The sequence below is a fragment of the Pseudomonas sp. NPDC089743 genome (genome assembly GCF_044748785.1).
Lineage (GTDB): Bacteria > Pseudomonadota > Gammaproteobacteria > Pseudomonadales > Pseudomonadaceae > Aquipseudomonas > Aquipseudomonas putida_X.
In genome coordinates this window covers 462,477-474,119 of record NZ_JBIVGS010000003.1, presented here as the reverse complement: position 1 = coordinate 474,119, position 11,643 = coordinate 462,477, and the positions used below count along the sequence as shown (strand labels likewise).

The 11,643-nt window shown below is 63.5% G+C and carries 11 protein-coding genes; 1 reads left to right on the top strand and 10 read right to left on the bottom strand.

The window, feature by feature from the left end:
- Positions 1-25: 25 nt before the first annotated feature.
- The 4 genes from ACIPZC_RS09015 to prfB all read right to left on the bottom strand — a co-directional run bounded on the left by ACIPZC_RS09015 (position 26) and on the right by prfB (position 4,255).
- Positions 26-574 carry a hypothetical protein gene (locus ACIPZC_RS09015; RefSeq protein WP_400626291.1) on the bottom strand — a complete coding sequence of 183 codons (549 nt, stop codon included), beginning with the start codon at positions 572-574 and terminating at the stop codon, positions 26-28.
- A 29-nt stretch (positions 575-603) separates the two neighbouring features.
- The gene (locus ACIPZC_RS09010; RefSeq protein ID WP_241804437.1) at positions 604-1,308 is read right to left on the bottom strand and encodes a TetR/AcrR family transcriptional regulator; all 705 of its coding nucleotides are present in this window, start codon (positions 1,306-1,308) and stop codon (positions 604-606) included.
- A 259-nt stretch (positions 1,309-1,567) separates the two neighbouring features.
- Entirely contained in the window at positions 1,568-3,070 is a 1,503-nt protein-coding gene (gene lysS, locus ACIPZC_RS09005) for a lysine--tRNA ligase (RefSeq protein ID WP_241804365.1), read from the bottom strand.
- Positions 3,071-3,159: 89 nt separating this feature from the next.
- Positions 3,160-4,255, bottom strand: a protein-coding gene (gene prfB / locus ACIPZC_RS09000; protein ID WP_241804364.1) for a peptide chain release factor 2 whose coding sequence is annotated in 2 segments (ribosomal slippage) — positions 3,160-4,182 and positions 4,184-4,255 — 1,095 coding nt in all. Because the reading frame shifts where the segments join, the coding sequence is not laid out codon by codon here.
- Between the two features lie 211 nt (positions 4,256-4,466).
- On the opposite strand from prfB, the gene ACIPZC_RS08995 reads away from it, so the two are divergent.
- Positions 4,467-4,862, top strand: a complete 396-nt coding sequence (locus ACIPZC_RS08995) for a hypothetical protein (protein ID WP_241804363.1) — start codon at positions 4,467-4,469, stop codon at positions 4,860-4,862.
- Positions 4,863-4,901: 39 nt separating this feature from the next.
- On the opposite strand, the gene wspR is transcribed toward ACIPZC_RS08995, so the two are convergent.
- Genes wspR through ACIPZC_RS08965 form a run of 6 tightly spaced genes read right to left on the bottom strand, consistent with a single transcriptional unit; the run spans position 4,902 to position 11,641 of the window.
- Complete coding sequence (wspR, locus tag ACIPZC_RS08990; protein ID WP_267818297.1) at positions 4,902-5,906, bottom strand: Wsp signal transduction system regulator diguanylate cyclase WspR; 1,005 nt, start codon at positions 5,904-5,906, stop codon at positions 4,902-4,904.
- Between the two features lie 51 nt (positions 5,907-5,957).
- Positions 5,958-6,971 carry a chemotaxis response regulator protein-glutamate methylesterase gene (locus ACIPZC_RS08985; protein ID WP_400626288.1) on the bottom strand — a complete coding sequence of 338 codons (1,014 nt, stop codon included), beginning with the start codon at positions 6,969-6,971 and terminating at the stop codon, positions 5,958-5,960.
- Entirely contained in the window at positions 6,968-9,235 is a 2,268-nt protein-coding gene (locus ACIPZC_RS08980; protein ID WP_400626286.1) for a hybrid sensor histidine kinase/response regulator, read from the bottom strand. The genes ACIPZC_RS08985 and ACIPZC_RS08980 overlap by 4 nt, the downstream gene beginning before the upstream one ends.
- Positions 9,232-9,897, bottom strand: coding sequence for a chemotaxis protein CheW (locus ACIPZC_RS08975; protein WP_400626284.1), 666 nt, complete (start codon positions 9,895-9,897; stop codon positions 9,232-9,234). The genes ACIPZC_RS08980 and ACIPZC_RS08975 overlap by 4 nt, the downstream gene beginning before the upstream one ends.
- Positions 9,894-11,138 carry a CheR family methyltransferase gene (locus tag ACIPZC_RS08970; RefSeq protein ID WP_400626282.1) on the bottom strand — a complete coding sequence of 415 codons (1,245 nt, stop codon included), beginning with the start codon at positions 11,136-11,138 and terminating at the stop codon, positions 9,894-9,896. The genes ACIPZC_RS08975 and ACIPZC_RS08970 overlap by 4 nt, the downstream gene beginning before the upstream one ends.
- Complete coding sequence (locus ACIPZC_RS08965) at positions 11,135-11,641, bottom strand: chemotaxis protein CheW (RefSeq protein WP_400626280.1); 507 nt, start codon at positions 11,639-11,641, stop codon at positions 11,135-11,137. Before ACIPZC_RS08965 ends, ACIPZC_RS08970 begins: the two co-directional genes overlap by 4 nt.
- Between the last annotated feature and the right edge of the window lie 2 nt (positions 11,642-11,643).

The window sequence follows — 11,643 nt, the reverse complement described above, 5'->3', positions numbered from 1 at the left end:
CAAGCCGGCGCCAGGGCCTGCACGGTCATTTGCCGACTCGCTGGAAGCGCGCCACCTCGACGAACAGGTCGGAGTTGGCCGGGTCATCCAGGTAGGCCAGCACCCGCGCTGAAGGGCTGTCGATCAACACGCCCTCGCCATTGTCCTCTGGTACCTCGGTCCTACGCCCGCTCAGCTCTTTTTTCTCCAGCGCCTGCTGCACCTGTTCTACATCGAGGTTGTAGATGACCAGCTCCTTGCCATCGACGATATCGAAACCGCCAATCAGGAAATGGCCGCCCAGGCGTTTGGGGACACCAGCAGAGAGGTACCAGCGGTTGCCGTGGCGTGACACGGTGAATACGTACTCTTCGGGCTTCTTGCCTTTGGCAGTGGCCACGGCCTTGTAGGCATCGGCGCCACTGCGGCTGATGACCATCTTGAGTGGCTCGCCCCAGGCGTCCTTGCTGCTCCACGTGCCGAGCAGGGTTTTGGGCGCCGCCTGATTGCTCGGCAATGGCTCATGGAAGGTCACCAGACAACCGCCCAGCACGAGGAATGACAACGTCAACAACACCACACGCCAGGCTTTCATCAAGTTCTCCTTGAAAGTTCGTTCTCGGCTCAGCCCGATGCCAGCACCAGGTGCAGGTAACGGGTAAGCATAGCGAGCATCTGCCCATCGGCTTGCGCATCGGCATCCTTGAGCAGGCCCTGATATTCCATCTGCTCGATGATCGCCGTCAACATCTGGGCGTCCTGTTCCGGTTGCTGCGAACCGACCACCTGCAACAGCTGGCGCGTGCCATGCAGCAGGATCTGTTCGTGGGCACACACCAACTCGGCCAGGCGCGGGCACAGCAGCGCCTCCTGACGGAAGGCCTGCTCCGCCATCAGGAAGTCGCGGCGGGTGACCAACTGACGGGAAACGTAGTCGGCAGTCATCTGCGCCACTTCGTCAGCCAGGCGCGCCCTTGATTGCGCACTGCCATCCCCCTGGGCAAGCAGCTGGCGCAACACCACTTCGGTATTGGCCCATAGCTTGGCCATGTAGGCGGCACTGCGTTCGACGTATTGGGCGAAGGTATCGGTGAGCAGGTCCTCGATATCCTTGAAATAGTAGGTGGTGGCCGACAGCGGCACACCGGCTTCGGCGGCAACGGCACGGTGGCGCACGCCACGCACACCATCACGCACGACAATGCGCATGGCGGCGTCGAGGATCAACTGGCGGCGCTGTTCGCTGCCTTGGCGGGCGGTCTTGCGACCCTGGTATTGCACGCTTTCGGCGACGGCGGTGGCAATGCCGGCGGCGCCTTGCTGGGCCATTGCGGGGGTCACGGGTGTACCTCATCGATCTTGGGGGTGACTGCACCGGCCCTATCGCCGGCAAGCCGGCTTCCACAACGTGCACTGCCCAACGACATTGGATGGGTGTCCGACGTCCTGGGGCCGCCCAAACACCCCGCTCTGTTCAAGCGCAGTGCGGTTTCTGTGGGAGCCGGCTTGCCGGCGAAGGGGCTCTGACAAACAAAATAAGGCTTCAGGCAATAAAAAGCCGCCCCGAAAGGCGGCTTGTTCAATCCACTCAGGCCTGTGGGCGCATGTGCGGGAACAGGATCACGTCGCGAATCGACGGCGAGTTGGTCAGCAGCATCACCAGGCGATCGATGCCGATACCTTCACCGGCAGTCGGTGGCATGCCGTACTCCAGGGCACGAACGAAGTCGGCATCGTAGTGCATGGCTTCGTCATCACCGGCGTCCTTCTCGGCCACCTGGGCCAGGAAACGCTCTGCCTGGTCCTCGGCGTCATTGAGCTCGGAGTAGGCGTTGGCGATCTCGCGGCCACCGATGAACAGCTCGAAGCGGTCGGTCACGGCCGGGTTGTCGTCGTTGCGACGGGCCAGCGGCGACACTTCGAACGGGTATTCGGTAATGAAGTGCGGCTGCTCCAGCTTGTGCTCGACCAGCTCTTCGAAAATCATCACCTGCAGCTTGCCCAGGCCTTCGTGGCCCAGCACCTTGGCACCGGCTTTCTTGGCGATTTCGCGGGCCCGCTCGACATCCTGAAGGTCCGCTGCGGTCAGCTCCGGGTTGTACTTGAGGATCGAATCGAACACCGACAAGCGCACGAACGGCTCACCAAAGTGGAACACCTTGTCGCCATAGGGCACATCGGTGCTGCCCAGCACCAGCTGGGCAAGCTCGCGGAACAGCTCCTCGGTGAGGTCCATGTTGTCGCGGTAGTCAGCGTAGGCCTGGTAGAACTCGAGCATGGTGAACTCGGGGTTGTGCCGGGTCGAAACGCCTTCGTTACGGAAGTTGCGGTTGATCTCGAACACCTTCTCGAAACCACCGACCACCAGGCGCTTGAGGTACAGCTCCGGCGCGATACGCAGGAACATGGCCATGTCCAGGGCGTTGTGGTGGGTTTCGAACGGTTTGGCCGCGGCGCCGCCAGGGATGGTCTGCAGCATCGGCGTTTCGACTTCGAGGAAGTCGCGGTCGATGAGGAACTTGCGGATATGCGAGATCACCTGCGAACGCACACGGAAGGTGTGGCGGGTTTCTTCGTTGACCATCAGGTCGACATAACGCTGGCGGTAGCGCTGCTCGGTGTCGGTCAGGCCGTGGTGCTTGTCCGGCAGTGGGCGCAGCGACTTGGTCAGCAGGCGTACGTTGGTCATCTCGACGTACAGGTCGCCCTTGCCGGAACGGGCCAAAGTGCCTTCGGCGGCGATGATGTCGCCCAGGTCCCAGGTCTTGACCGCGGCCAGGGTTTGCTCCGGCAGGGTCTTGCGGTTGACGTAGACCTGGATGCGCCCGGTCATGTCCTGGATGACCATGAACGAGCCACGGTTGAGCATGATGCGACCGGCAACCTTGACCGGGATCGCTGCCGCTTCCAGCTCTTCCTTGGTCTTGTCCGCGTACTGTTTCTGCAGGTCGTTGCAGTAGCTGTCGCGGCGGAAGTCGTTGGGGAAGGCCTGACCCTTCTCGCGCTCGGCGGCAAGCTTTTCCTTGCGCAGGGCGATCAGGGTGTTTTCTTCCTGTTGCAGGTCTTGCGATTCGGTCTTGAGGTCGCTCATGTCGTCATTCTTTCCATCAGGTATTCGTTGCCCTTTTCGGGCAGGGCACGCGATGCCGGCGTACAGGCATCGCGGCGGTGGTGTGCGGCTTACAGCCCCTGCTTGAGGCTCGCTTCCAGGTACTGGTCGATGTCGCCATCGAGCACCTTGTTGCAGTCGCTGCGCTCGACGCCGGTACGCAGGTCCTTGATGCGCGAGTCATCGAGCACGTAGGAGCGGATCTGGTGGCCCCAGCCGATGTCCGACTTGCTGTCTTCCAACGCCTGGGAAGCGGCGTTGCGCTTCTGCATTTCCAGCTCGTACAACTTGGCCCGCAGCATTTTCATGGCGGTGTCCTTGTTGGCATGCTGGGAGCGTTCGTTCTGGCACGCCACCACGGTGTTGGTCGGCACGTGGGTGATACGCACCGCGGAGTCGGTGGTGTTCACGTGCTGACCACCGGCACCGGAGGAGCGGTAGGTGTCGATACGCAGGTCGGACGGGTTGATATCGATCTCGACCTTGTCGTCGATCTCGGGCGACACGAACACCGCCGAGAACGAGGTGTGGCGACGGGCGCCGGAGTCGAACGGGCTCTTGCGCACCAGGCGGTGCACGCCGATTTCGGTGCGCAGCCAGCCGAAGGCGTACTCGCCCTTGATGTGCACGGTGGCGCCCTTGATGCCGGCGACTTCACCTTCGGACAGCTCGATGATGGTGGCGTCGAAGCCGCGCTTGTCGGCCCAGCGCAGGTACATGCGCAGCAGGATGTTGGCCCAGTCCTGCGCTTCGGTACCGCCGGAACCTGCCTGAATGTCCAGGTAGGCGTTGTTCATGTCCATCTCGCCGCTGAACATGCGACGGAACTCAAGCTGGGCCAGGTTTTCTTCCAGGCCTTCCAGCTCGGTCACGACATCGCTGACGGCGCCTTCGTCATTTTCCTCGACAGCCATGTCGAGCAGGTCCTTGCAGTCCCCCAGGCCACCGGACAGCTTGTCCAGGGTCTCGACGACCTGCGCCAGCATGGCGCGCTCGCGGCCCAGGGCCTGGGCGTACTCAGGCTTGTTCCAGACGTTGGGGTCTTCCAGCTCGCGGTTGACTTCGATCAGGCGGTCATGCTTTTGATCGTAGTCAAAGATACCCCCGAATGGACTGGGAGCGTTCGGTGAGGTCCTTGATGGTGTTCAGGATCGGTTGGATTTCCATGGGCGCGGGGCTCTCGTACGAATTCGGTGAAAAGCCCGCGAGTATAACCCATACAGCCAAGCACGGCAGCCCGTTGAGCAGCCCGCACAGCGCCGGATCATGACCGCGCGTGATTTCCTGGTAATTCTGCCAGTAGCCCCCAGGCGTCGAGCCACGCAAGACTTGCCCCCAGGCATGCGGATCGTCCGCCGCCTCAATGGGAGCAATGAAAATGAGTGATGACTTTGACCGCGCATTGAAAATGCTGGAGGGGTTCGAAATTCTGCCTCCAGAATTCACGAACGCCGTGAACGACACGCTAGAGTTCGACCCAGCGCCCGCCCGTAACCCTGTAAAAGTACATTACCCGGGGTTGAAGGAAGAGATTCCCGGGCTCGAAAGCGTCACCGTCGGGTGTTACGGCGATAATTGGGGAACGGGACGATCACCTGCAGACCCCCGGCGCGAAGAGACCGTTGAAGGCTATGTACCCGGCGCCGTCCTGAAAGAGGCCGCCAGCTACAGAATATGGGCGGTCGTCAGGTTCAAGATCGCAGGCGAAGAAACGGAGCTCACCGTCCGCTCTGCAGATCGCACTTACCGGCTCAAGAGAAAAGCCGCCAAATAAACTTGACTGGCGGCTACCCCGCTCGTGCCAGCCAAGCCCTCATGCGATACCCACTTTGTTCCGACCACTGTTCTTGGCCAGGTACAAGCCTTTGTCGGCAGCGGATATGAGCTGCCGGCAATGGCTGCCCACAGCCGGGGTCTGCGTCGCCAGGCCAATGCTCACGGTCAGGCGCGAGTCGTCCTGCGGCGCGGTATGCGGGATATCCAGGCCATGTACGGTCTGACGCAGTTTCTCCGCGACCAGCCGCGCCCCGCCCGGGGAGGTGTTGGGCAATACCAGCGCGAACTCCTCGCCACCGTAGCGCGCCGGCAGGTCGGTAGGCCGTGAACACGAACCGCGAATGGCCTGTGCCACCTTGCGCAGCGCCTCATCGCCGGCCAGGTGCCCGAAGCTGTCGTTGTAGACCTTGAAATAGTCGACATCGATCATCAGCAGCGACAACTGCTGTTGCTCACGCATGGCCCGGCGCCACTCCAGCTCCAGGTACTCATCGAAATGGCGGCGGTTGGACAGCCCGGTGAGGCCATCGGAGTTCATCAGGCGCTGCAGCATCAGGTTGGTATCGAGCAATTGCTGCTGGCTCACGCGCAATGCCCGGTAGGCCTCGTCACGTTGCAGCAGGGTCAGGTACGAGCGGGAGTGGTAGCGGATGCGGGCCACCAGTTCGATGGTGTCCGGCAACTTGACCAGGTAGTCGTTGGCCCCGGCAGCGAAGGCGGCACTCTTGACCAGAGGGTCTTCCTTGGTCGACAGCACGATGATCGGGATGTCCCGGGTAGCCGGATTGTTGCGGTATTCGCGCACCAGGGTCAGGCCGTCGAGGCCCGGCATGATCAGGTCCTGGAGGATCACCGTGGGCTTGATGCGCATGGCCTGGGCCACGGCCTGATGGGGGTCGGCGCAGAAATGGAAATCGATGTTTTCCTCTTGGGCCAGGCCACGCCGCACCGCTTCACCGATCATCGCCTGATCATCGACCAGCAACACCATCGCCGAATTTTCATTGGCGGTCGCAAACCCTTCGATCGGTAGATCAATCATCCCTATTCACCTGATCACGGCCGCAGGAGCGGTGTGACTCAATACATATCGTCATTGTGCAAAGATTTCCATCAAGCGCCCGGCGATTCGCTCCAGCGGACGGATTTCCACCGCTGCATCGATTGCCGCGGCGGCTTTGGGCATACCGTAGACTGCGCTGCTTGACTGGTCCTGAGCAATGGTCAGGAAACCTTGCTGGCGCATCATTTTCAAGCCTTGGGCACCATCGCGCCCCATGCCGGTGAGCAGCACGCCTACCGCCTGCCCGCGCCAATAGCGCGCCACACTCTCGAAGAACACATCGATCGAGGGCCGGTAGATCTCATTGACAGGTTCGGCAGTGTAGGCCAACTGGCCGTTGTGCAGCAGACGTATATGGTGGTTGGTGCCCGCCAGCAGGACCTGCCCGGGCTGCGGCGGTTCGCCTCCACGGGCCAGGCGCACCGGCATGCCACAGGCACTGCCAAGCCACTCGGCCATGCCGGCAGCGAACACTTGGTCAACATGCTGGACTAGCACGATGGATGCCGGAAACCCCTTGGGCAACCCCTTCAACAGTACCTCGAGGGCCGCAGGCCCCCCGGCCGAAGAGCCGATCGCCACCAGGCCGCGGCGCTGGGCGGCATCGCGTAGAGGCGCGGCGACCGGTTTGGTCGCGCTGGGCCGCTGTTGGCCGATCAACCAGCTGATGTTGAGGATCTTGCGCAGCAACGGGGCCGCGGCCTCCCGTGCATCACCCGCGCCAAGCGCCGGGGTGTCGACCACATCCAGGGCCCCGTGGCCCATGGCCTCGAACACGCGGTGCACGTTCTGCTTGCGGTCGACGGTGACGATGACGATGGCACAGGGCGTTTCGGCCATGATCTGCCGGGTCGCTTCCACCCCATCCATCACCGGCATGATGAGGTCCATGAGTATCAGGTCGGGCGTTGCCTGGGCACACTGGCGCACGGCCTCGGCGCCATTGCTGGCCACCCAGATCACCTCATGCGCAGGCTCCAGGGCCAGGGCCCGGCGCAACGCTTCTACCGCCAGGGGCATGTCGTTGACGATGGCGATCTTCATCCTTGAGCACCTCCGATCAGTTCGATCACAGCATCGATCAACGCATCGTCGTGGAAGCTGGCTTTTGCCAAATAGTAGTCGGCGCCAGCGTCCAGGCCCCGCCGTCGATCTTCTTCGCGGTCCTTGTACGACACCACCATCACCGGCAGCGACTGCAGCCGCTGGTCACGGCGCACCAATGTGACCAGCTCGATACCGTCCATGCGCGGCATGTCGATGTCGGTGATCAGCAGGTCGAAATCCTCGCTACGCAGTGCGTTCCAACCGTCCATGCCGTCGACCGCCACGGCCACCTCGAAGCCGCGGTTGCTCAGCAGCTTGCGTTGCAGTTCGCGTACGGTGAGCGAGTCGTCGACAACCAGAATGCGCTTGCGGCTGGCACCACGGCCGGCCTGCACGCCGCGCTCGATGCGCTCCAGGCGGCCGGTGCTGAGCAGCTTCTCGACCGAGCGCAGCACGTCTTCGACATCGACGATCAACACCACCGAACCATCGTCCAGCAGCGCTCCGGCAGAAATGTCCTGGACCTTGCCCAGCCGTGCATCGAGCGGCATCACTACCAGCACCCGCTCACCGATCAGCCGCTCCACGGCCACACCGTACAGCTGTTCACGTTCGCGGATCACCACCACCGGCAAACCGCTTTCATCACCTTGCACGGCAGGCCGGTTGAGCAACTGGCTGGCCGCCACCAGGCCGATATGCCGGCCCTCATGCCAAAAATGCTGCCGCCCCTCGATTTGCACGATCTGCTCGGCCGTCACTTCCACGGTGCGCTCGATATGCGCCAGCGGAAACGCATAAGCCTCACCGCCGACTTCCACCACGAGGCTGCGTACCACCGAAAGCGTCAACGGCACTTCAAGATGGAAACGGCAGCCCTGGCCGGCCTGCTGGGTCAGCTCGATCGAGCCGCGCAGGTCGCGCACCAGATGCTGCACCGCGTCCAGGCCGACGCCACGGCCGGAGACCTCGGTCACCTTATCGCGCATGCTGAAGCCCGGCAGAAACAGGAAGGTCAGCAGCTCCGCTTCGCTCATCTGCGCCACGGTATCGGCCGGGGACAGGCCGCGCTGAACGATACTGCGCTGTAGCTGTTGCAGGTCGATACCGGCGCCGTCATCGCTCAGTTCAAGGACCAACAGGCCGGCATGATGGGAGGCCCGCAGGCGTACTGCGCCTTCTGGCGGTTTGCCCGCCAGCAATCGTTGCTCAGGCAGTTCGATACCATGGTCGACTGCATTGCGCAGCAGGTGGGTCAGCGGCGCTTCGAGCTTTTCCAGTACATCACGGTCGACCTGGGTCTTTTCACCGTCTATCTGCAGACGCACCTGTTTGCCCAGCGAGCGGCCCAGGTCCCGCACCATACGGCTCTGGCCGGTAAGCACATCGGCAAACGGGCGCATGCGGCAGGCCAAGGCCGTGTCGTACAGCAACTGGGCGCGCTGGCTGGCCTGCCAGCCGAATTCGTCGAGGTCGGCGGTCTGCTGCTGCAGGATCTGCTGGGTTTCCAGCAACAACCGTTGCGTCTGGGCCAGCGCTTCGAGCACCAGCAGGCTCTGGCCGCTGCCTTCCAATTGGGCTTTCAGGCCATCGAGGGCGCGCATGCCTTGGCCGTGCATGCGCTTGAGGCGCTGCAGCGTGGCCAGGTAGGGTTTGAGGCGCTGCGTCTCGACCAGCGACTTGCTCGACAAGTCGAGCAGGCTGTTGAGTCGATCGGCGGTTACCCGCAACACCCGCTCGCCACCTGGTGCGCTGCGTTTGCCTGTTTTGCGCGGCACAAGCGGCTCTGCTTCTGGCTCAGGCTCGGCAGTGATCGGGTCGGCCGCAGCTAATGGTTTGTGCAGCGGCTCCGTGGCAGGCGCAGGTGCACTGGAAGGGCCCAGCAGGCCAGACATCTGGGCCAGAAAGCCGGGTACCGCGCCCTCCCCGGCGGGGTCACCGGGTGTGGCGACATGCAGCAGCAGGTCGGTCCCGCGCAGCAAGGCGTCGATATGTTCAGCGCGCAGCAGCAGCCGGCCTTCCTGGGCCGCTACCAGGCAATCTTCCATCACGTGGGCCACGCTGACGCCGTCGTCGATGCCAACGATGCGCGCAGCCCCTTTCAACGAGTGCGCAGCACGCATGCAGGCTTCCAGCTGATCGGCCTGGGTCGGGTCACGCTCCAGTGCCATCAGCCCGGTGATGAGCACCTGGGTCTGAGCGTCCGCTTCCAGGCTGAACAGCTCGAGCAACGATGCGTCGCGCATTTGCTCAGGGGTCATGACAGGCTCCGCTGCACGGCAGACAGTAGTTGTTGATCGTCCAGCACACGCACGCTGCGCCCGCGCCACTGCAGTACGGCAGCGGTGAAGGGTGCGCTATCTTCAGTGCCCCCCGCTAGTGTGGGCTCCAGGCGATGAATACCGTCGATCTCGTCCACCGCCAGCACCACTGGCCCGCCTGCCGCCGCCAGAATCAACATGCGCGGCATCGCCCGGCTGCTGTGCGCAGGCTCGGAGAATTGCGCCACCCCCAGCAGTTCGCTCAGCGACAGGCACGGCACCAGTGCGCCACGCACATTGGCCACCCCTTGCAGCACTCGGGAGCGCTGATGCGGCAAGGAATGCACCGGCTGCACCGGGGCGATCTCGGCCAGGCAGGCAGTGGCCAGGGCCAGCCACTCCTCCCCCAGACGAAACAGCAGCAGCGAGCGCCCGACGCTGGCCTCGGCCTGCGCCGCCTCCTGCACATGATCGTCCTGGACCAATGCATAGCGGTCCAGCAGACGGGTAGCGGCCGCCGCATGGATTTCACAGTTGCGACAGTGGATATGCCTTTCCAGCAGCGGGCATTGCTTGTTGCCGTGCACGCCGATCCGGTTCCAGCAATCGTCGATACGCTCAACGTCCTCGGCGAGCAGTGCAATCGCGTCTTCAACGCTCATCGTTCAGCCCCCCTGCCAGCGCGTGTCGCGCGCTCCTGCAAGCGGCGGGCACCTGCTTCGTCGCCCTGGGCCGCCAGCAACATGGCCAGGTGCAGCAGCGCCTCAGGGTGCTGCGGCTCCAGGTACAGGGCTTTGCGGTAGTGAGTCTGGGCTTGCCGGGCATCGCCTTCGGTATCGCTGAGCAGTCCCAGCCAGTAATACACCTGAGCCGTGGGTTCGAATTGCTGCAGGTAGCGCTGGCAATTGGCACGCGCTTGCGCGCCCTCCCCGGCGTTGGCCTGCTTCGCGATCAGGGCCAGCAACTCACTGGCGCTCTCGCGCTGCACGGCTGTGGGCGGGGCAACCGGCACCGAACGCAATGGCCGCAAAATGGGCGCCGGGGCCGGCACGGGACGGCTCGGTGCGAGTGGCACCGGCGGGCTGAGCCGAGGCTGGGCTGGCGTCTCCAACGGCTGGCGGACGTAGGCGAACGACTGGGCAATGCCCAGCGGCCGCATCCCCAGCCTTGCCAGCAGGCTACCCTCGGCCGGCCCGATGAACAGTACGCCGTGCTCGTGGGTAAGGCCCTTGAGCACCTCGAAGACTCGCTGCTGGGTCGCCACGTCGAAGTAGATCAGCAAATTGCGACAGAACACGAAGTCGTAACAGCCATTACGGCTGCCCAGTGCCGGATCGAGCACGTTGCCCACGGCCAGGTCCACCTGTGCGCGCACCCGCTCATTCAACTCATGGCCCTCGGCAAGCGCATTGAAGTGGCGCTCGCGAAAGCCCAGTTCAGCGCCGCGGAACGAGTTGCGACCGTAGACCGCCTGCACGCCCTTGGCCACCGAGTTGGGGCTGATGTCGATACCGTCGATGCGAAACGCAGCCGGGTTCATCCCCGAATCGAGCAAGGCCATGGCCAGGGAATACGGCTCTTCGCCCGTGGAGCACGGCAGGCTCAGCAAGCGTAGCGGCCGCTCGCCGGCGAGTTCGTTCAGGCGTTTGTGGGCCAGCCCGACCAGCGCGGTAAACGACTCTGGGTAGCGGAAGAACCAGGTCTCCGGGACGATGACCGCTTCGATGAGCGCTTGCTGCTCCTCTGCGGAGCGCTGCAGGTACAGCCAATAGTCGTGCAGGTCTTGAGCATTGACTGCGACACAGCGCTGCTGCAGGGCACGCTCGACCATGGGCACGCCGACCGACTCGACATCCAGGCCGATGCGCGCTTGCAGAAAGCGGAAAAACCGTTGCTCGCTCATGCCGACACCTGCCCCGATGCTGGTGGGAACAGCAGTTCGCGCACAGGATCCGACAGCAAGTCATCGACCTCGATACGCTGCAGCAGGCCATCGGCGTCCTGGCGAACCGGGCCCAGGTAACGCGCTTCGGGGTTGTCCAGCCCATAGGGCTGAAACTCCTCGGCGAGGCAGCGCAAGGTCTCGGTAGCCTGTTCGAGGATCAGCCCCAGTTGATGCTCGCCGCGATAGTGCACCAGCACCAGCCGTGTGCTGGTGCGCGCAGTGGCAGGCTGGCCGAAACTCAGGGCCGACAGGTCGACCACCGGCACCAGCACGCCACGATGGGCGACAATCCCAGCAACCCAGGCCGGCGCCTGGGCGATCGGCTTGAGTGGCCGGCGCGGCAGCACCTCGATCACCTCGCGCACATCCAGGGCGAAGCGTTGCTCGTTGAGACGAAACAGCAGGTACAGCTTGCCCTTGGCGCTGGCCGTTACTGCCGCATGCGAGTACAGGTCACTCATGG